Genomic DNA, 20400 nt, shown 5'->3' with positions numbered 1-20400 from the left:
ATTCGCCGCATGTGCGGCTTGAATCCCGAAGCGCGCCGCCGCACGTCGCGGCGCGCTCGCCGCCATCCGCATATCCGCTTTTCAGGAAGGAGCCGCACCATGATGAAGAACCAACTCGCCGGGCTGATGAAGCAAGCTCAGCAGATGCAGGAAAACATGAAGAAGATGCAGGATCAGCTCGCGCTGATCGAGGTCGAGGGCCAGTCGGGCGCCGGTCTCGTGAAAGTGACGATGACCTGCAAGAACGACGTGAAGCGCGTGCAGATCGACCCGAGCCTGCTCGCGGACGACAAGGACATGCTCGAAGACCTCGTCGCCGCCGCGTTCAACGACGCCGTGCGCAAGGCCGAAGCCACCACGCAAGAAAAGATGAGCGGCATGACCGCCGGCATGCCGATGCCGCCGGGCTTCAAGCTGCCGTTCTGATCGCGCGCGCCGAAGCGTATTCGGCGCGTTTCGATGCCAACGAAGGACACATGAAACAACCTTCCGCCCTGTCGGCGCTCGTCGAGGCGCTGCGCGCGCTGCCGGGCGTCGGCCCGAAATCCGCGCAGCGCATGGCGTATCACCTGATGCAGCATGACCGCGCAGGCGCCGAGAAGCTCGGCAATTCGCTGCTGTTCGCGACCGAGCACCTGCGTCACTGCGAGAAGTGCAACACCTTCACCGAGGCGCCGGTCTGCGAAGTCTGTCTCGATCCGGAGCGCGATCCGGCTCTGCTGTGCGTCGTCGAGACGCCCGCCGACCAGATCATGCTCGAACAGACGCTCACGTATCGCGGGCTGTATTTCGTGCTGATGGGCAGGTTGAGTCCGCTCGACGGCATCGGGCCGAAGGAGATTCACTTCGAGCGCCTGATCAACCGCGCGCTGGATGGCGTCGTGCAAGAGGTCGTGCTCGCGACGAACTTCACCAACGAAGGCGAAGCCACCGCGCATTACCTCGCGCAGACGCTCAAGTCGAAAGGGCTGAAGGTCACGCGGCTCGCGCGCGGCGTGCCGGTGGGCGGCGAGCTCGAATATGTCGATGCAGGCACCATCGCGCGCGCGATGCTCGACCGGCGCTCCGTATAAGGAAGACTTCATGACAGAAAGCGAAGCTCTCGCGCTCGCCACGCATCGGCATTACAAGGGCGGGCTGTATCGCGTGATCGGCGTGGCGCGGCACTCCGAAACGGAAGAAGCGATGATCGTCTACGAACACCTGTGGCCGCACGAGCGCGGCTTATGGGTGCGGCCCGCCGCAATGTTCACCGAAACGCTCGCCGACGGCACGCCGCGCTTCAAGCCGCTGGATCTGCCGCTCTGAAAGCCCGTACAAAAACAAAGGAGACGAAAACATGAGCGCAACCGCGGGGCCGCTCGCCGGCGTCAAGGTGCTCGAATTGGGCACGCTCATAGCGGGGCCGTTCGCAGCCCGCTTCATGGGCGAGTTCGGCGCGGACGTCATCAAGATAGAAGACCCGAACGGCGGCGATCCGCTGCGCAAGTGGCGCAAGCTCTATCCGGAAGTCGGCGGGACGTCGCTCTGGTGGGCGGTGCAGGCGCGCAACAAGAAGTCCGTGACCGTGAACCTGAAGGCCGAAGAGGGCAAGGAAATCGTGCGGCGGCTCGCGAAGGAAGCGGACATCGTCATCGAGAACTTCCGGCCCGGCTTGCTCGAAAAGCTCGGTCTCGGCTATGAAACGCTCTCTGCCGAGAACCCCGGCCTCGTGATGGTGCGGCTTTCCGGCTACGGCCAGACCGGGCCGTATCGTGACCGTCCGGGCTTCGGCGCGATCGCCGAATCGATGGGCGGCCTGCGGCACATCACCGGCTATCCGGACTTGCCGCCGCCGCGCATCGGCATTTCCATCGGCGATTCAATTGCGGCGCTGCACGGCGTGATCGGCGCGCTGATGGCGCTGCATCATCGGCAGGTGAACGGCGGCAAAGGGCAGGTGGTCGATGTCGCGCTCTACGAAGCCGTCTTCAACATGATGGAAAGCGTGGTGCCGGAATACGGCGTCTACGGTCTCGTGCGCGAGCGCACGGGCGCGTCGCTGCCGGGCATCGTGCCGTCGAACACGTATCCGTGCCGCGATGGCAGCATCGTCATCGGCGGCAATAGCGATCCCATCTTCAAGCGGCTGATGACCGCCATCGACCGCGCGGATCTCGCGAACGATCCGGCGCTCGCCTCGAACGACGGCCGTGTGCCGCGCACGCAGGAAATCGACGACGCCATCGCCGCGTGGCTTTCGACGCGCAGCATCGACGAGGCGCTCGCCGTGCTGAATGCGGCGGACGTGCCGGCCGGGCGCATCTACAGCGTCGCCGACATGTTCACGGACCCGCAGTACATCGCGCGGCAAATGCTGCAACGCTTCCCCTGGCAGGACGGCCGCGAGATCACGCTGCCGAACGTCACGCCGAAGCTCTCCGAAACGCCCGGCGAGACGCGCTGGCTCGGGCCGCAACTCGGTGAACACACCGATGAAGTCCTTACAACGCTCGGGTATCATCCTGACGATATCGCGCGACTGCGGGCGGCCAAGGTGATCTGAGCGAATCGCGTCACCCGGGCCGGCAGCGCAGACCAGAATGACAAGCAACCGGAGCGCGCTTCATGCGACATCCGGTGGACAGGAGACAACAACGATGAAACGCAGGACGTTCATCGCGAGCGGCGCCGTGCTCGCGGGTGGCGCAGTGACGGGCATGCCGCTCGCGTTCGCGCAAGGCAAGCCGGAACAGACGAAGGTGTCGATCGCCGTCGGCGGCAAGAACCTTTTCTACTATCTGCCGCTCACCATCGCGGAGCGCCGCAACTACTTCAAGGACGAAGGACTCGATATCGAGATCGCCGATTTCGCCGGCGGCGCGAAGGCGTTGCAGGCGGCGGTCGGCGGCAGCGCGGATGTCGTGTCCGGCGCGTTCGAGCACACGTTGCTGCTCCAGGCGAAGAACCAGTATTTCCGCGAATTCGTGCTGCAAGGTCGCGCGCCGCAAATCGTGCTCGCCGTATCGAAGAAGGCGATGCCGAACTACAAGTCCGTCGCGGACCTGAAGGGCAAGAAGATCGGCGTCACGGCGCCGGGTTCGTCGACGTCGATCATGGCGAGCTTCGTGCTCGCGAAGGCCGGTCTCAAGGCGACGGACGTGTCGTTTATCGGCGTCGGCGCGGGAGCGGGCGCGATCGCGGCGCTGGAGTCCGGCCAGATCGACGCCATGGCGAACCTCGATCCCGTCATGACCAAGCTCGACCGCGCGGGCGAGATTCGCATCGTCTCGGACACGCGCACGCTCGCGGATACCCGCACCGTGTTCGGCGGCAACATGCCCGCCGGTTGTCTCTACGCGTCGCAGAGCTTCATCAGCAAGAATCCGAACACGACGCAGGCGCTCACCAACGCGATGGTGCGCGCGCTGAAGTGGCTGCAATCGGCATCGGGCAAGGAACTGATCGCGACGGTGCCGGAAGGCTATCTGCTCGGCGACCGCGCGTTGTATCTCGATTCGTGGCAGCACGTGAAGGAAGCGATGTCGCCCGACGGCTTGATGCCGGAAGACGGCCCGGCCACGTCGCTGAAAACGCTCCAGGCGTTCGACGAAACCGTGAAGGGCAAGCCGATCGACTTGTCGAAAACCTGGACGAACGACTTCGTGAAGAAGGCGCTCGCCTCGGTCAAGGCGTGATCGTGGCGACGCCCTTAGAAGCCGCGCTCGCGCTGCAGGACGTCACCTGCACGTTCGCGTCGCGCGAGAATCGTAAGGACCGCTATACCGCCGTTCGCAATACCACGCTGTCGATTGCGCCGGGCGAGTTCGTGTCCGTGGTAGGCCCGACCGGATGCGGCAAGTCCACGCTGCTCAACATCTCGGCGGGCTTGCTGCAGCCGTCGTCGGGCACGGTGAGCGTGTTCGGCGAACCGCTGAAAGGCATCAACCGCCGCGCCGGCTACATGTTTCAAGCCGACGCGCTGATGCCCTGGCGCTCCGCGCTCGACAACGTGACCGCGGGCCTCGCGTTCGACGGCGTGCCGAAGGACGAAGCGCGCTCGCGCGGCGAAGCGTGGCTGAAGCGCGTGGGGCTGTCAGGCTTCGGCGACCGGTATCCGCATCAGTTGTCGGGCGGCATGCGCAAGCGCGTCGCGATGGCGCAGACGCTGATTCTCGACCCCGACATTATCCTGATGGACGAGCCGTTCTCCGCGCTCGACATCCAGACGCGGCAGTTGATGGAAAACGAACTGCTCGAACTCTGGGCCGCGAAGCGCAAGGCGGTGCTCTTCATCACGCATGATCTGGACGAAGCCATCTCCATGTCCGATCGCGTCGTCGTGCTGTCGGCGGGGCCGGGCACGCATCCTATCGGCGAGTTCGCGATCGACCTTCCGCGTCCGCGCGATGTCGCCGAGATTCGCTCGCATCCCCGCTTCGTCGAATTGCACGCGCAGATCTGGGGCGTGCTGCGCGAGGAAGTGCTCAAGGGCTATCAGCAGCAATTGAAGCCCGCCGTCGCAAATTAAGAATACGAACATGTGGAACAAGCTGCGCCCCAATCGTTCAAATCGGGCCAATCTCGCGCTGTGGCAGTGGCTGCTGCTCATCGCGTGCTTCGTCGTGTGGTACGTGCTCACCAGCCCGACGCTCTTGCCGCCTTTGTATTTCGACGACGCCAACAAGGCCGCGTTCTTCTTCGGCGAGCCGCAGAAGGTGCTCGTGCGCATCTGGGAGTGGTTTAGCGGCGGCGAGATTTATATCCACCTTTGGGTGACGCTGATCGAGACGGTGCTCGCGTTCGTGATCGGCACGGTGTCGGGGCTCGCGGTCGGCCTCTGGCTCGCGCTCGCGCCCACGACGAGCGCGCTGCTCGACCCCTACATCAAGGCGGCCAACTCGATGCCGCGCGTGATTCTCGCGCCAATCTTCGCGGTTTGGTTCGGGCTCGGCATCTGGTCGAAGGTCGCGCTCGGCGTGACGCTCGTTTTCTTTATCGTGTTCTTCAACGTGTATCAGGGCGTGAAGGAAGTGAGCCCTGTCGTGCTCGCGAACGCACGGATGCTCGGCGCGAACCGCAAGCAACTGCTGCGTCATGTGTATCTGCCGAGCGCGACGAGCTGGGTGTTTTCGAGCCTGCATACGTCGGTCGGGCTCGCGTTCGTCGGCTCGGTCGTCGGCGAATATCTTGGTTCGGCGCGCGGCGTCGGCTATCTGATTCTGCAGGCCGAAGGCACGTTCGACATCAACACCGTGTTCGCCGGCATTCTCGTGCTGACTGCGTTCGCGCTGGTGCTCGACGGGCTCGTCGCGCTCGTCGAGCGGCGGCTCATGAAATGGCAGCCGAAAACCGGCGATACCGAGAAGCTGTGAGATAGCAGCGATCTACGGCTCGATCACGGCTCGATCACGACCTTGCCCGTCACTCGGCGATTCATCATGTCGTCGAGGGCTTGCGGCGTCTCTTCGAGCGTGTAGCGTTTCGTGACGACGGGGCGCAGCTTGCCCGCTTCGATCCACTCGACCATTGTCGCGAATTCGCGGTCCGCGAGGGCGTGCTCGCGGCGCATGTGATCGCCCCAGAACACGCCGACGATGCTCGCGCCTTTCAGGAGCGCGAGGTTGAGAGGCAGCTTCGGAATCTCGCCGTTCGCAAAGCCGACGACGAGATATCGCCCGCGCCACGCGATGCTGCGAAACGCCGGTTCTGCATACGCGCCGCCGACGGGATCAAATATGACATCCGGGCCGTCGCCGCCGGTTAGCGCCTTGATGCGCTCGCGCAAGTCTTCCTTCGTGTAGTCGATGACATCGTCCGCGCCGTGCTCGCGGCAAAACGCGAGCTTCTCCGCGCTCGATGCCGCAGCGATCACCCGCGCGCCGCCGATCTTGCCGATCTGCACCGCCGCCAGCCCGACGCCGCCCGCCGCGCCGAGCACGAGCAGCGTCTCGCCGGCCTTCAGTTCACCGCGATCGACGAGCGCGTGATACGACGTGCCGTAGGCGAGCGTGAAAGCGGCGGCCTCTGCGAGATCGACGTGATCGGGCAGCGCGATGCACGCAGTCTCGCTCGCGCGCGCCTGCTCGGCGAACGCGCCGTGCGCCGTGTACGCGGCCACGCGCATGCCCGGCGCGAAGTGCGTCACGCCCGCGCCCACTTCGCGCACCACGCCCGCCAACTCCGCGCCCGGCGTGAACGGCAGCGGCGGCTTGAGCTGATACTTGTTTTGGATGATGAGCACGTCCGGAAAATTGACGCTCGCCGCCTTCACGTCGATGATGATTTCCCCGGCTCCGGTGTGCAGGTCCGGCAGCGTTTCGATGGTGAGCGTATCGGGTAATCCGTATTGATTGCAGCGAACGGCGCGCATGTCGTCTCCTCGTCGTCGAGGCAGTCAGTGTAGGGCAGCGCGGCGCTCCGGACGAGCCCGCGCGCGCGTTCGCGCGTCATCTTTCCTCGGTTACAATCGTCAGATGCGAATCCTACTCAGCAACGACGACGGCTATCTGGCGCGCGGCATCAACGTGCTGCACGACGCTTTGCAGCCGCTCGGCGACGTGACCGTGATGGCGCCCGAGCAGAACTGCAGCGGCTCGTCGAACTCGCTCACGTTGTCGCGGCCGTTGAGCATTCATCGCGCGCCGAACGGTTTCAACTTCGTGAACGGCACGCCGACCGACTCCGTGCATATCGCGCTCACCGGCATGCTGGACGAGCAGCCGGACCTCGTGGTGTCGGGTATCAACAACGGCCAGAACGTCGGCGAGGACACGCTGTATTCGGGCACCGTCGCCGCCGCCACCGAAGGCTTCATGTTCGGCATTCCGGCCATCGCGTTTTCGCTCGTCGGCCGCGACTGGCTTCATCTGGAAGATGCGGCGCGCGTCGCGGCGGAAATCGTCGCGCATTTCCTCGAACATCCGATGCCGGGTCATCCGTTGCTGAACGTCAATATTCCGAGCCTGCCGTACGACCAGCTCGGCGAATGGCGCGTGACGCGCCTCGGCAAGCGGCATCCTTCGCAGCCGGTCATCCGGCAGACGGACCCGCGCGGCAATCCGATCTACTGGATCGGGCCGTCGGGCGATGCGCTCGATGCCAGCGAAGGCACCGATTTCCACGCCGTGGCGAACGGCTATGTCTCCATCACGCCGCTGCAACTCGATCTGACGCACACGAAGCTCATGGCCGAGACGCGCGAATGGGCCGCCGCCGGGAGCCGCCGCTCATGACGGACGAGCGCGCCAAGCGCTTTCCGCTGGCGCTCGCGGACCTGGTACGCGAGCCGCGCAAACCCGCCGGCCGCGCGGATGCGTCGCGCGTGAAGCCTGCGGCCACGCCCGGCGCGTTGCGTTCGGCGGGCGGCGCTCAGAAAGCGGCGTCCGCTTTCGCTGTCAAAACGGCGAACGGGAAGCCGGTTCCCGCAGCGACTTCTCCTTTAGCGCGCAGTCCGGCGCAGGCGCCGCATCCACGAACGAGCGCGTTGCGCACCACGCAGCGTCCCGCTGAGCGCGACCCGAACGCGAACACCAACGCCGCGACGAAGAAGGGCGCGCCGAACGTCGCCCTGACGAGCACGCAGACGCTCACCTCCGAACGCGTGCGCGAGCGCATGGTCGAGCGGCTGCGCGGAAACGGCATCACCGATCCGCGCGTGCTCAACGCCATGTCGGTCGTGCCGCGCCACATGTTCGTCGATCCCGGCCTCGCCGCGCAGGCGTACGAAGACGCGGCGCTGCCGATCGGTCACCATCAGACCATCTCGAAGCCTTCCGTGGTCGCGCGCATGATCGAACTGGTCGCGGCCGGCCGCACGCTCGACAAGGTGCTCGAGATCGGGACCGGCTGCGGTTATCAGGCGGCGGTGCTGTCGCAGGTCGCGACCGAGGTTTATTCGATCGAGCGCGTGCGGCCGCTGTCCGAGCGCGCGAAGCTCAATCTTCGGCCGCTGCGCGTGCCGAACATCCGGCTGCACTATGGCGACGGCCGTCTCGGCCTGCCCGCGGCCGCGCCGTTCGATGCGATCGTCATCGCGTGCGCGGGGCTCGACGTCCCGCAAGCCTTGCTGGATCAACTGGCGGTCGGCGGCAGGCTCGTCGCGCCGGTCGGATCGCAGGCCGCGCAGTCGCAGGTGCTGACGCTCGTCACGCGCGTTTCGGCGACGCAGTGGCGCGAGTCGCAGCTGGATCGCGTTTTCTTTGTACCTTTGAAATCCGGAGTGATTTGACACCGATGAGTATCTTGCGTGCTTGGCGAGTAGGGAGTGCGAACGTTCGCCTGACGGCGGCGCAGCGCAGCGTGTGCGTCGTTGCGCTAACCGTGCTGGCGGCGTGTTCGACGCGCATGGACATGGCGCCGGTGGTGGATAGGACCGGCGCGCCCATCGGGACGGATGCCGCCCAGGCCGCCGCGTCCAACGGTCCGCCGCCGCCGGGCTTCTACCGCGTGAAACCGGGCGACACCCTATATCGAATCGCACTGGAAAACGGTCAGAATTATCACGACATCGCTGCCTGGAACAATCTGACCAACCCGAATCAGATCGAGGTCGGTCAGCTGGTGCGCGTCGCGCCACCGGGAGCGAATGTCGCCGCGGCGACGCCGGGCGTGTCGACCGCGCCGATCGCGGGTGGCGCAGTCGAAGCGCAGCCGCTCAACGGCGGCGCGCAGCAGCCGGGCACGACAACGGGCACGGCTCAGCCGCCGTACTACGGGCCGAGTTCCGGCATGGGAACCGCGCCGGGCGCGGCGGCAGGCGCGGCACCGGGCGTGGCGGCGGGCGTCGACAACAGCGCAGCGGCGGCAGCGCAGCCGGCGTTCATCTGGCCGACGCGCGGCCCGATTCTCGGCACGTTCGACGACGCGAAGAACAAGGGTTTGAACATCGGCGGGGCGGCCGGAGATCCGGTCAACGCATCGGCGGACGGGCGGGTCGTTTATTCCGGAAACGGGCTGCGCGGCTACGGCAATCTCATTATCATCAAGCACGATGCGACTTTTCTCACGGCATATGCACATAACCGCGCTTTGATGGTAAAAGAGGGAGACGCGGTGACTAAAGGGCAGAAAATCGCTGAGATGGGGAACAGCGATTCGGACCGTGTGATGTTGCATTTCGAAGTTCGCCGGCAGGGTAAACCTGTTGACCCACTGAAGTATTTGCCGCCGCAATAAAAGCGGAGCCATCATGCCGAAAACGAAGCGCCGCCTGCCGCAAGCCGAGACTGAGACGATCAGCCGACCTTTGCAAGTGTCGGCGGAAGAGGGCGCTTCTACCCGCGACGAGGACGCCGAGAACATCGACGTCGATGTCGATTCCGACGAAGACGGCGCGGGCCGCGGCAAGCGCGCGGAAGACGGCGCTGAAACCGCCGACGGCGCAAACGATTCCCCGCCCGACGCGGACGACTTCCGCTCGCTGCTTCAGGCCGAACTCACGGCCGACACTATTCAGCATTACCTGAATCGCATCAGCGTGAAGCCGCTGCTCACCGTCGAGGAGGAGCAGCGGTATTCGCGTCTCGCGAAGGCCGGCGAGTTCGAGGCGCGGCAGGTCATGATCGAGCGCAATTTGCGGCTGGTCGTCAGTATCGCGAAGGGTTATTTGAATCGCGGCGTGCCGCTCCTGGATCTGATCGAGGAAGGCAACCTCGGCCTCATGCACGCGATTGAGAAATTCGATCCGACGCGCGGTTTCCGCTTCTCGACGTACGCGACCTGGTGGATACGTCAAAGCATCGAGCGCGCCATCATGAATCAGGCTCGCACGGTGCGGCTGCCGGTCCACGTGATTCGCGAACTGAATCAGGTGCTGCGCGCGAAGCGCCATCTGGAGAAGAATTCCGCCAACGCGAACGATCCCGTGGCGCCGGAGCGCCGCGACGCCAGCATCGACGACATCGCGTATCTCACCGGCAAGACGCCCGAGGAAGTCACCGACATTCTCGCGTTGAACGAACACACCGCTTCGCTCGACGCGCCGCTCGACCTCGATCCGGGCAGCAGCCTGCTCGACCTGCTTTCCGACGATCAAAGCCAGTCGCCGGATGCCGAAGTGCAGCACCGCGAACTCGAAACGCTAACGCGCTTGTGGCTCTCGCGGCTGTCGGACAAGCATCGGCATGTGATCGAGCGACGTTTCGGACTCAATCACATCGAGCCGGCCACGCTGGAAGAGCTGGCCGACGAAATGGGTCTCACGCGCGAGCGCGTGCGCCAGATCCAGCAGGAGGCGCTCGTGAGGCTCAAGCGTTTCTTCGCGTCCAACGGCGTTCGCAAGGACGCCGTGCTTTAGCGCTTACCTGGCGCCCGCGAGGGCGTCGTCGCACTTGTTCTGCCGCATTCCCAGGATTCAATGACACCGATTCTCGTATTCGACATCGAGACGATCCCCGATGTCGACGGCATTCGCCGTCTCGAAGATTTGCCCGCCGATATTTCGGATCGCGAAGTCGCCGACTATGCGTTCCAGATGCGCCGCGAGCGCGTCGGCAACGATTTTCTGCCGCACCATTTGCAACGCGTCGCGGCTATCTCATGCGTGTTTCGCGACAACAACGGCTTTCGCGTGCGCTCGCTCGGCGCGCCCGGCGACGGCGAAGCGGCGCTGATTCAGTCGTTTTATCGCGTGATCGAGAAATACACGCCGCAACTTGTTTCATGGAACGGCGGCGGATTCGATCTGCCGGTGCTGCATTACCGCGCGCTCGTGCACGGCATCGCCGCGCCGCGCTATTGGGACCTCGGCCAGGACGACCGCGAGTTCAAATTCAATAACTACATCAGCCGCTATCACATGCGGCATATCGACCTGATGGACGTCCTCGCGATGTATCAGGCGCGCGCCAACGCGCCGCTCGACGCGCTCGCGAAGCTCTGCGGCTTTCCCGGCAAGCTCGGGATGGACGGCGGCAAGGTGTGGGATGCCTTCTGCGACGGCCAGCTCGACGAGATCCGCAACTATTGCGAGACGGATGTCGTCAATACGTACCTGATGTATTGCCGGTTCCAGTTGATGCGCGGCGGCTTCTCGGCCGACGAATACAGCGACGAGGTCAACTTCGTGAAGAACGCGCTCGCGCAGGAAACGTCGCCGCACTGGGCCGAGTATCTCGCCGCGTTCGGCTGATGAGTTCTTGACGCTTCGTCTACAATCTCGCCTTTGCTATCACGTCAGTCAGGAAGTACGCAGGTGTCTGAAGCCGCTCGAAAAAATCCGCATCGCCGCCGCGCGGCGCCCGCGAAATCCGTCACGCCCGATCCGTCGTTCGTCGCGCCTGAAATCGAAATCGACGCGCTCGATATGGACGCGCGCGGCGTCGGCCGCACGGTGAACGAGGACGGCGAGCCGGGCAAAGTCATCTTCGTGGAAGGCGCGTTGCCGGGCGAACGCGTGAGCTATTCGAGCTATCGCAAGAAGCCGAGCTTCGAGCAGGCGCAGGTCGTCAAGGTGCTGCGCGAAGCGGTGATCCGCACGAAGCCGAAGTGCCAGTTCTTCGGCACGTGCGGCGGCTGCTCGATGCAGCATCTCGATGTGCGAGCGCAGATCGCGGTCAAGCAGCGCGTGCTGGAAGACAATCTTCAGCATCTGGCGAAGCTGCGCGCGGAAACCATGTTCCGGCCGATTCACGGTCCGTCGTGGGGATACCGCTACCGGGCGCGGCTGACCGTGCGCCATGTCGAAAAGAAGGGCGGCGTGCTGGTCGGCTTTCACGAGCGCAAAAGCAGCTACGTCGCAGACATGACAAGCTGCGAAGTGCTGCCGCCGCACGTTTCCGCGATGCTCGTGCCGCTGCGTCATCTCGTGGCGGGGCTGTCGATCCGCGATCGCATGCCGCAAATTGAACTGGCGGTGGGCTCGGACGTGACGGCGCTCGTTCTGCGCATTTTGGAACCGCTGACCGAAGCCGACGAAGCGCTGCTGCGGGCGTTCGCCGACGAGCACAACGTACAGTTCTGGCTGCAGCCGAAGGGTCCGGACACCGTTTATCCGTTTTATCCGCTCGACCGCGAACTGGCGTACACGCTGCCGGAATTCAACATCCGCATGCCGTTCAAGCCGACCGACTTCACGCAGGTCAATCATCAGATCAACCGTGTGCTCGTGTCCCGCGCGTTGAGCCTGCTCGCGGCGGAACGCACCGATCGCGTGCTCGATCTGTTCTGCGGCATCGGCAATTTCACGCTGCCGCTCGCCCGAGTGTCGCGCGAAGTGGTGGGCATCGAGGGTAGCGAGGCGCTGACGGCTCGCGCGCTCGAGAATGCGAAGGCGAACGGCGTCGAAGGACACACGTCCTTCGCGTGCCGGAATTTGTTCGAAGTCACCGCCGACGACATGCGCGCGCTCGGCCGCTTCGACAAGTTCCTGATCGATCCGCCGCGCGAAGGCGCGCTCGCGGTGTCGAAGGCGCTCGCGGACATCGCGCAGAGCGGCGACGACGCGATCCTGCCGAAGCGCATCGTCTATGTGTCCTGCAATCCGGCGACGCTTGCGCGCGATGCCGGCCTGCTCGTGCACGAGGCCGGCTACCGGATGAAGGGCGCGGGCGTCGTGAACATGTTCCCGCATACATCGCACGTCGAATCGATCGCCCTGTTCGAGCGGGACTGATTCGACTGCTCCTCGCGCGTTTTCAGCAGGCAAAGAAAAACCGGCCCGAAGGCCGGTTTCTTCGTCTCAGCGAAGCGTTTCGCGATTAGTTGCGATTGCCGCCGAAGATGCCGAGCAGCGCCAGCAGGTTCGTGAACACGTTGTACAGGTCGAGGTAGATGGCGAGCGTCGCGCTGATGTAATTCGTCTCGCCGCCGTTCACGACGCGCTGCACGTCGAACAGCATGTATGCCGAGAAAATCACGATGGCGAGCACGGAGATCGTCATCATCAGCGCCGGCAGTTGCAAGAAGATGTTTGCGAATGCGGCGAGCAGAATGACGATCACGCCCATGAACAGGAACTTGCCCAGCCCCGAGAAATCACGCTTGCTGACGGTCGCGATGGTGGCCATGGCCGCGAAAATCACGCCCGTGCCGCCGAAGGCCATCATGATGAGCTGCGGCCCGTTCGAGAAGCCGAGAATGAAGCTCAAGAGGCGCGAGAGCATCAGTCCCATGAAGAACGTGAAGCCGAGCAGGACGACGACGCCCATGCCGCTGTTCTTCGTCTTTTCGATCGCGAACATGAAGCCGAACGCGATGGCCAAGAACGCGATGAAGCTCATTGCCGGGCTCGTGGCCGCGAACAGCGAAAAGCCTGTCGCGACGCCGATGTACGCGCCGAGAACCGTCGGCACCATCGAAAGCGCCAGCAGCCAGTAAGTATTGCGCAGCACCTTGTTGCGCACCTCGACCGAGGTGACGGCGCCAGTGCGGCCGAAGCCGTAGGGTGATTCGTTCATGGTTTCTCCTTGCTCCAATTGTCCGTCGTTCAGTTTTACCGCTACGTTCTGATTACACGGGATCCTAACGTCGCTGTCTTAAGCCAGTATTAGTATCGCAACGGTGCACGGCTGGTCCATTGAGATACCGCGTTTTGCTCCAATATGGCTGCGGCGCGCGCAGAATTCAATGCTTGCCCGCTCTATTTCACAGCCTGCATGCACCCAGCCCACGCATGCTTTGATCCTTACGGCTCCGTAAGGTTTCAATCGCAATCATACCTTGCTTCGTGCTACAATTGTCGATTCGTTTTAATCCGTAAACCGTTCATTTTTTGGAGTTTTTCATGGCGATCGAGCGCACCCTGTCGATTATCAAGCCGGACGCAGTGGCAAAGAACGTTATCGGCCAGATCTACAGCCGTTTCGAGAACGCTGGTCTGAAGATCATCGCGTCCCGCATGGTTCACCTGTCGCGCGCCGACGCAGAGAAGTTCTACGCGGTGCACGCCGCGCGTCCGTTCTTCAAGGACCTCGTGGAATTCATGGTGTCGGGTCCGGTCATGATCCAGGTGCTGGAAGGCGAGAACGCAATCGCCAAGAACCGCGACCTGATGGGCGCCACCGACCCGAAGAAGGCTGACAAGGGCACGATCCGCGCCGACTTTGCCGACAGCATCGACGCGAACGCCGTGCACGGCTCCGACGCTCCGGAAACGGCACGCCAGGAAATCGCGTTCTTCTTCCCGGAAGTGAACGTCTACTCGCGTTAATTCGTGTGCTGGTCGCCGCGTCTGGTTAAGGCGCGGTCAAACGCGCCTCAGCACAAGAATAGCTGCAAAAAAATAGTTGTGAATAAGCAGGAATTTGGCGCGAACGGTCCCGGGCAAGCGCCCGGGCTTCGCAATCTGGAAATGGCAGAACTCGACATGACGAGCAGCAGCACCGTCAATCTTCTCGATCTCGACGCCGCCGGGCTGGTCGCTTACTGCGGCAGCCTCGGCGAAAAGCCGTTTCGCGCCAAGCAATTGCAACGCTGGATCCATCAGTTTGGCGCCGACGACTTCGACGGCATGACGGATCTCGCGAAATCTTTGCGCGAAAAACTCAAGGGCCGCGCCACGCTGGCGATGCCCGACATCATTCGCGACCACGTTTCCACCGACGGCACGCGCAAGTGGCTGATCGACGTCGGCAACGGCAACGCGGTCGAAACCGTGTTCATCCCCGAAGAGACGCGCGGCACGCTTTGCGTGTCGTCGCAGGCGGGATGCGCGGTCAACTGCCGGTTCTGCTCCACCGGCAAGCAAGGCTTCTCCCGGAATCTGACGACCGGCGAGATCATCGGCCAGCTGCGCATGGCGGAGTTCGCGCTGCGCAAGTCGCTCGGGCGCGACGTCGGCGGGCCGGGCAAGGGCGAGCGCGTCGTCACCAACGTCGTGATGATGGGCATGGGCGAGCCGATGCTGAACTACGACGCCGTCGTGCCGGCCATGCGCCTGATGCTCGACGACAACGCCTACGGCCTGTCGCGCCGCCGCGTCACGCTGTCCACGTCCGGCGTCGTGCCGATGATGGACCGGCTCGCGGCCGATCTTCCCGTGGCCCTCGCGGTGTCGCTGCACGCGCCGAACGATCCGCTGCGCGACATGCTCGTGCCGCTCAACAAGAAGTATCCGTTGCGCGAACTGATGGCGGCGTGCCAGCGGTATCTGAAGGTCGCGCCGCGCGACTTCATCACGTTCGAATACTGCATGCTGGACGGCGTGAACGACAGCGAGGCTCACGCCCGCGAATTGCTCGCGGTGACGCGCGACGTGCCGTGCAAGTTCAACCTCATTCCGTTCAATCCGTTCCCGGAATCCGGCCTCACGCGCTCGAAGAACGAGCAGATCAAACGGTTCGCGCAGGTGCTGATCGACGCGGGCGTCGTCACGACGGTGCGCAAGACGCGTGGCGACGACATCGACGCGGCATGCGGTCAGCTCGCGGGCGCGGTGCAGGATCGCACGCGGCTCGCCGAGCGCACGAACCGCGCGGGAAGCAAGGTGATCGAGGTGCGCGCGGTCTGACGGATTCGCGGCTGCGCCCACGCTCCGACATGGCAAGACGGCAACGACCATGAGGCAAGCGCCGCGCGAAGGCGAACATTTTGTTATAAAGCGGTCTGCAACGGCGCCGGAGTTGTATCGTTCAGTGCTTTTGAACCTGACGGCGCAGCAGCGCAATATAAAAGAATCGATGCGAGGAATTTGGGATGAGTGAGCCGCAACACCCGACGCCTTTCGGCAGTCATACCGATGAAATGTCCGGCGATCAGCATGATGCCCGGACGCGGGTCGGAGGGGCGGCATCGCGCGAGGGCCAGCCGGAGACGCTGGACTCGTTGCAGGCAGTCGGCGCACGTCTCGTGCAACTCCGGCACGCCAAGGGATGGTCGATCGACGACGTTTCCGCCCGGCTCAAGGTGTCGCCGCAGAAGCTCGCCGCACTCGAAGAAGGCGACATCAGCCAGTTGCCCGACCGGACGTTCGCGGCGGGCATCGTGCGCAGCTACGCGAAAGTGCTCGGCGCCGATCCGGCGCCGTTCACGCAGGCGTTCCGGCGTGACGGCGTGCCCGTCGAGCACAATCTGAAGGTGCCGGCGTCGTCGGGCGCTGGCTTGCCGCGCGGCCGCGTCTCGGTGCCGCTCGGCAATTCGTCGGGCCGCAAGCGTTCGTGGCTGTGGGGCGTCGCGGCGATCGTCGCGGTGCTCGCGGCGCTGGTGATGTGGCATACCGGCGGCGATTCGTCGGCGTGGCTCGCGCGGCTCAAGTCGACCACCGGCGCGGGGCTCGCGTCGACGTCCGGCGACAAGCCGGCCGCGTCGCAAGTCGCGACGCCCGACGAAGCCGCCGCCGCGAACACCGGCGAAGCATCGCTGCCCGAAGTGGCGGCCGCGCCCGGCGAGCAGCCGATGCCGCGTCCGCTCGGCACGAACGCGTTGCCGGCGTCGTCGTCCACCATTACGGCCGTGCAGAGCGCGAGCGCGCCCGCAGTGGCCGCGCCGGCGCCGAAGGCCGCATCGGCGGCCGTCGCGACGGCACCGGCTTCGGCCGCGACCGTGGCAACGACGGGCAAGGGCACGAACGCCGTCGAATTGAAAGTGAAGGAAGATAGCTGGTTCAGCGTGCGCGGCAAGGACGGCAAGGAAGTCTTCTCCGGACTGGTGCGCGCGGGAAGCACGCAGCGCGTTCAAGGCGAAGCGCCGTTCAAGGTGACGGTCGGAAACGCGAGGGGCGTCGAGTCGCTGTCGGTGGACGACGAGCCCGTCGACGCCAAGAAGTATTCTTCCGCCCGCGGAAACGTCGCGCGCTTCTCGCTGCCGTAAGGACATCACGCGGGCGGCTTGAGGCTCCGCGCGACGCGCGCGGACAAGTCAGGGGCGCCACGGTCTTTCCCGTGACGCCCGTTCGAGGTTCCATTCAAGCAACTCCGGCTGCCTGTCAGCGCCCCGGTTGCCAAAGGGTTTTTCGATGCAATCCGAAGCTCAATCCCTGATTAGCAGCAAAATCTGTTCGACGGAGCCGGTCTTCGGCGGTCCGTTGCCGCGGCGGTCGTCGCATGCGGTGGACGTGCGCTGGGGCGGCCAGCTCGTGACCATCGGCGGGGATGCGCCCGTGCGCGTCCAGTCGATGACCAACACCGATACGGCCGACGCCATCGGCACGGCGATCCAGATCAAGGAACTCGCGCAAGCCGGATCGGAACTCGTGCGCATCACGGTGAATACGCCGGAAGCGGCGGCGGCCGTGCCGCATATCCGCGAGCAACTCGACCGCATGGGCGTGACCGTGCCGCTCGTCGGCGACTTCCACTACAACGGCCACTTGCTGCTGCGCGATCATCCCGCGTGCGCCGAGGCGTTGTCGAAGTATCGAATCAACCCGGGCAACGTCGGACAGGGCGCGAAGCGCGACACGCAATTCGCGCAGATGATCGAAGCGGCAATCCAGTACGACAAGCCGGTGCGCATCGGCGTGAACTGGGGCAGTCTCGATCAGGACCTGCTCGCGCGCATGATGGACGAGAATGCCGCCCGCGCGACGCCGTGGGAGTTGCAAAGCGTGATGTACGAGGCGCTGATCCAGTCGGCGATCGGCTCGGCGGAACGCGCCGTGGAACTGGGGCTCGGACGCGACAAGATCATCCTGTCGTGCAAGGTGAGCGGCGTGCAGGATCTGATCGCGGTCTACCGCGAACTGGCCAAGCGCTGCAGCTTCGCGCTGCATCTCGGCCTGACCGAGGCGGGCATGGGCTCGAAGGGCATCGTGGCGTCCACGGCGGCGCTGTCGGTGCTGCTGCAAGAGGGCATCGGCGACACTATCCGCATTTCGCTCACACCCGAGCCGGGCGGCGCGCGCACCGGCGAAGTGGTCGTCGGACAAGAAATTCTGCAGACCATGGGCCTGCGCTCGTTCACGCCGATGGTCATTGCGTGTCCCGGCTGCGGGCGCACGACGAGCACGCTGTTCCAGGAACTCGCGTCGCAGATTCAGACCTACCTGCGCAACTCGATGCCCGTCTGGCGCGACCAGTACCCCGGCGTCGAAAAGATGCACGTCGCCGTGATGGGCTGCATCGTCAACGGGCCGGGCGAGTCGAAGCACGCGAACATCGGCATCAGCCTGCCGGGTTCGGGCGAAAATCCGGCCGCGCCGGTGTTCGTCGACGGCGTGAAGGTGAAGACGCTGCGCGGCGAGCGCATTGCCGAAGAATTCCAGCAAATCGTTAGCGACTACGTCGAGCGCACTTACGGCAAGCGCGTCGAAACGTCCGCGGCATCAATCTAAAGACAGATGACTGAACAGAAGAAACGGCTCGCGAAGCTGACGGGCGTGAAGGGCATGAACGACATCCTCCCGCAGGATGCCGCGTTGTGGGACTTCTTCGAAACCACCGTGAAGTCGATGCTGCGCGCATACGGCTATCAGAACATTCGCACGCCGATCGTTGAGCATACGCAGCTTTTCACGCGCGGTATCGGCGAAGTGACCGATATCGTCGAGAAGGAGATGTACAGCTTCACCGACGCGCTGAACGGCGAGCATCTCACCATGCGCCCGGAAAATACGGCGGCCGTGGTGCGCGCGACCATCGAGCACAACCTGCTGTACGACGGCCCAAAGCGCCTGTGGTACATCGGCCCGATGTTCCGGCACGAGCGTCCGCAGCGCGGGCGGTATCGCCAGTTCCATCAGGTCGGCGTCGAGGCGCTCGGCTTCGCAGGTCCGGACACGGACGCGGAAATCATCATGATGTGTCAGCGCCTGTGGGACGACCTCGGGCTGACGGGCATCCGCCTCGAACTCAATTCGCTCGGCCAGGCGCACGAACGCGCGGCGCACCGCGAGAAGCTGATCGCGTATCTGGAACAGCACGTCGATGTACTCGACGAGGAAGCGAAGCGCCGTCTCTACACGAACCCGCTGCGCGTGCTCGACACGAAGAATCCGGCGATGCAGGAGATCGCGCAGAACGCGCCGAAGCTCGTCGACTTCTTGGGCGATGAGTCGCGCAAGCATTTCGAAGGCGTGCAGCGGCTGCTGAAGGCCAACAATATCCCGTTCACGATCAACCCGCGTCTCGTGCGCGGCCTCGATTACTACAACCTCACCGTCTTCGAGTGGGTCACCGACAAACTCGGCGCGCAGGGCACGGTGGCGGGCGGCGGGCGGTACGATCCGCTCATCGAGCAGCTCGGCGGCAAGCCGACCGCCGCATGCGGCTGGGCGATGGGCGTCGAGCGCATTCTCGAACTGCTGAAGGAAGAAAATCTGGTGCCGGAAGCCGAGGGCACGGACGTCTACGTCGTGCATCAGGGCGAGCAGGCGGCAGAGCAGGCGTTCATCGTGGCGGAGCGTCTGCGCGACACGGGGCTCGACGTCATTCTGCATTGCAGCCCGGACGGCGCGTCTTCCAGCTTCAAGTCGCAGATGAAGAAGGCGGACGCAAGCGGCGCGGCGTTCGCGGTGGTGCTCGGCGAGGACGAACTCGCGCAGGGCATGATCGGCGTGAAGCCGCTGCGCCGCTCGGGCGACGAAACGTCCGATGCGCAAAAGAACGAGCAGGTGAACGTTCCGGCGGAAGACTTGACCGAATACCTAATCAATGCGATGGTTGCAACCGCCGCGGACGAGGATGCCTAAAGCATAGGAATCGAAGCGAAGCCGTGCGCATCCGGCGGAATCGAGTGCAAGCGCGTGTAAGCGCGTTCCGCCATCGCGCCAGGCGAACGAAGGGCCATGAAACGCAGGAAGGAATAGCTGGACGATGAGTTACCACGACGAACAAGAATCGCTGGAAAGTGTCAAGGCCTGGTGGGCCAAATGGGGTAACACCACGACGTGGATCGTGCTCGTGGCGCTCGTCGTTGCGGCCGCTTTCAACGGCTGGAATTACTGGCAGCGGCGTCAGGCTGCCGAGGCTTCGGTGCTGTACGACCAGCTTCAGCAAGCGGTCAACGGGAGCGATCAGAAGCTCGTCGCGCGGGTCGCATCGGACATGGAAGACAAGTTCGGCCGCACCGCTTACGCCGAGATGAGCGCGCTTCTGGCCGCGAAGTCTTTGTATATGGCAGGCGATACGGCCGGCGCGAAGGCTCAGTTGCAGTGGGCCGTCGATCACGCGAAAGACGACGAGTACAAGCAAATCGCGAAGCTGCGCCTCGCGCTCGTGCTCTCCGACGAGAAAAATTACGACGCCGGCCTGAAGCTGCTCGCCGACGCGCCGCTCGATGCGTTTAAGGGCGTGATCGCGGACCGCCGGGGCGATCTGCTCGCTGCGCAAGGCAAGCGCGACGATGCGCGCGCCGCGTACCAGACGGCCCTCGCAGCGCTGCCGGCGAACGACACGTCCGCGCGGCAACTGGTCCAGTTCAAGCTCGATGCGCTCGGCGGCTGACCCGCATCGCTTCCGACGTTCGGCGCTCCGCTAGCGCTGAAGCCGTTTCGCCAATCAAGCCGCCGCGCCGCGTGTCGCCCGCAAGCGATTCGCGGCCGCGCCG

The 20400-nt window shown here is 64.4% G+C and carries 21 protein-coding genes; 19 read left to right on the top strand and 2 right to left on the bottom strand.

Annotated features, from left to right (window positions below; all coding sequences use genetic code 11):
* Window positions 1–99: 99 nt before the first annotated feature.
* The 7 genes from JYK05_RS07260 (at window position 100) to JYK05_RS07230 (ending at window position 5354) form a co-directional block, all read left to right on the top strand.
* Window positions 100–426: a YbaB/EbfC family nucleoid-associated protein gene (locus JYK05_RS07260; protein WP_159836360.1), complete on the top strand. Its 327-nt coding sequence runs from the start codon at window positions 100–102 to the stop codon at window positions 424–426.
* Between the two features lie 50 nt (window positions 427–476).
* Window positions 477–1073, top strand: coding sequence for a recombination mediator RecR (gene recR / locus JYK05_RS07255; RefSeq protein WP_175940456.1), 597 nt, complete (start codon window positions 477–479; stop codon window positions 1071–1073).
* Between the two features lie 10 nt (window positions 1074–1083).
* Window positions 1084–1308: a DUF1653 domain-containing protein gene (locus JYK05_RS07250; protein WP_206466515.1), complete on the top strand. Its 225-nt coding sequence runs from the start codon at window positions 1084–1086 to the stop codon at window positions 1306–1308.
* A 31-nt stretch (window positions 1309–1339) separates the two neighbouring features.
* Window positions 1340–2545 carry a CaiB/BaiF CoA-transferase family protein gene (locus tag JYK05_RS07245; RefSeq protein WP_206466514.1) on the top strand — a complete coding sequence of 402 codons (1206 nt, stop codon included), beginning with the start codon at window positions 1340–1342 and terminating at the stop codon, window positions 2543–2545.
* 94 nt (window positions 2546–2639) lie between these two features.
* Window positions 2640–3677 carry an ABC transporter substrate-binding protein gene (locus tag JYK05_RS07240; RefSeq protein ID WP_206466513.1) on the top strand — a complete coding sequence of 346 codons (1038 nt, stop codon included), beginning with the start codon at window positions 2640–2642 and terminating at the stop codon, window positions 3675–3677.
* A gap of 2 nt (window positions 3678–3679) precedes the next feature.
* Window positions 3680–4510 (top strand): ABC transporter ATP-binding protein, encoded by an 831-nt coding sequence (locus JYK05_RS07235; RefSeq protein WP_206466512.1) that lies wholly within the window; start codon window positions 3680–3682, stop codon window positions 4508–4510.
* Between the two features lie 10 nt (window positions 4511–4520).
* Window positions 4521–5354, top strand: a complete 834-nt coding sequence (locus tag JYK05_RS07230) for an ABC transporter permease (RefSeq protein ID WP_206466511.1) — start codon at window positions 4521–4523, stop codon at window positions 5352–5354.
* Between the two features lie 23 nt (window positions 5355–5377).
* Here JYK05_RS07230 and JYK05_RS07225 read toward each other — a convergent pair whose 3' ends face one another.
* Complete coding sequence (locus tag JYK05_RS07225) at window positions 5378–6352, bottom strand: NADPH:quinone oxidoreductase family protein (protein WP_206466510.1); 975 nt, start codon at window positions 6350–6352, stop codon at window positions 5378–5380.
* A 103-nt stretch (window positions 6353–6455) separates the two neighbouring features.
* On the opposite strand from JYK05_RS07225, the gene surE reads away from it, so the two are divergent.
* From surE to rlmD, 6 genes are all read left to right on the top strand, one after another.
* Complete coding sequence (gene surE / locus JYK05_RS07220; protein WP_175940449.1) at window positions 6456–7214, top strand: 5'/3'-nucleotidase SurE; 759 nt, start codon at window positions 6456–6458, stop codon at window positions 7212–7214.
* Complete coding sequence (locus JYK05_RS07215; protein WP_206466509.1) at window positions 7211–8209, top strand: protein-L-isoaspartate(D-aspartate) O-methyltransferase; 999 nt, start codon at window positions 7211–7213, stop codon at window positions 8207–8209. Before surE ends, JYK05_RS07215 begins: the two co-directional genes overlap by 4 nt.
* A 5-nt stretch (window positions 8210–8214) precedes the next feature.
* Window positions 8215–9156, top strand: coding sequence for a peptidoglycan DD-metalloendopeptidase family protein (locus JYK05_RS07210; RefSeq protein WP_175940662.1), 942 nt, complete (start codon window positions 8215–8217; stop codon window positions 9154–9156).
* A 13-nt stretch (window positions 9157–9169) separates the two neighbouring features.
* Window positions 9170–10276, top strand: coding sequence for an RNA polymerase sigma factor RpoS (gene rpoS, locus JYK05_RS07205; protein WP_175940447.1), 1107 nt, complete (start codon window positions 9170–9172; stop codon window positions 10274–10276).
* 60 nt (window positions 10277–10336) lie between these two features.
* On the top strand, window positions 10337–11110 hold the full coding sequence (locus tag JYK05_RS07200) for a 3'-5' exonuclease (RefSeq protein ID WP_206466508.1): 774 nt from the start codon (window positions 10337–10339) through the stop codon (window positions 11108–11110).
* Between the two features lie 63 nt (window positions 11111–11173).
* A complete protein-coding gene (gene rlmD, locus JYK05_RS07195; protein WP_206466507.1) occupies window positions 11174–12592 on the top strand; it encodes a 23S rRNA (uracil(1939)-C(5))-methyltransferase RlmD in 1419 nt (472 codons plus the stop codon).
* A gap of 85 nt (window positions 12593–12677) precedes the next feature.
* Here the strand turns inward: rlmD and JYK05_RS07190 are convergent, their stop codons facing one another.
* On the bottom strand, window positions 12678–13376 hold the full coding sequence (locus tag JYK05_RS07190; RefSeq protein ID WP_206466506.1) for a Bax inhibitor-1/YccA family protein: 699 nt from the start codon (window positions 13374–13376) through the stop codon (window positions 12678–12680).
* A 326-nt stretch (window positions 13377–13702) separates the two neighbouring features.
* Here JYK05_RS07190 and ndk point away from each other — a divergent pair, with 326 nt between their 5' ends.
* From ndk to JYK05_RS07160, 6 genes are all read left to right on the top strand, one after another.
* Window positions 13703–14128, top strand: coding sequence for a nucleoside-diphosphate kinase (gene ndk, locus JYK05_RS07185; RefSeq protein ID WP_175940443.1), 426 nt, complete (start codon window positions 13703–13705; stop codon window positions 14126–14128).
* 156 nt (window positions 14129–14284) lie between these two features.
* On the top strand, window positions 14285–15427 hold the full coding sequence (gene rlmN / locus JYK05_RS07180; protein ID WP_175940442.1) for a 23S rRNA (adenine(2503)-C(2))-methyltransferase RlmN: 1143 nt from the start codon (window positions 14285–14287) through the stop codon (window positions 15425–15427).
* A 185-nt stretch (window positions 15428–15612) separates the two neighbouring features.
* Complete coding sequence (locus JYK05_RS07175) at window positions 15613–16725, top strand: helix-turn-helix domain-containing protein (RefSeq protein ID WP_206466505.1); 1113 nt, start codon at window positions 15613–15615, stop codon at window positions 16723–16725.
* Window positions 16726–16870: 145 nt separating this feature from the next.
* A complete protein-coding gene (ispG, locus tag JYK05_RS07170; protein WP_175940440.1) occupies window positions 16871–18187 on the top strand; it encodes a flavodoxin-dependent (E)-4-hydroxy-3-methylbut-2-enyl-diphosphate synthase in 1317 nt (438 codons plus the stop codon).
* 6 nt (window positions 18188–18193) lie between these two features.
* Window positions 18194–19543: a histidine--tRNA ligase gene (hisS, locus tag JYK05_RS07165; protein ID WP_175940439.1), complete on the top strand. Its 1350-nt coding sequence runs from the start codon at window positions 18194–18196 to the stop codon at window positions 19541–19543.
* Between the two features lie 124 nt (window positions 19544–19667).
* On the top strand, window positions 19668–20297 hold the full coding sequence (locus JYK05_RS07160) for a tetratricopeptide repeat protein (RefSeq protein ID WP_175940438.1): 630 nt from the start codon (window positions 19668–19670) through the stop codon (window positions 20295–20297).
* Window positions 20298–20400 lie beyond the last annotated feature (103 nt).

It is taken from the genome of Caballeronia sp. M1242, from assembly GCF_017220215.1.
Taxonomy (GTDB): Bacteria; Pseudomonadota; Gammaproteobacteria; order Burkholderiales; family Burkholderiaceae; genus Caballeronia.
This window is presented reverse-complemented; position numbering and strand designations above follow the sequence as displayed.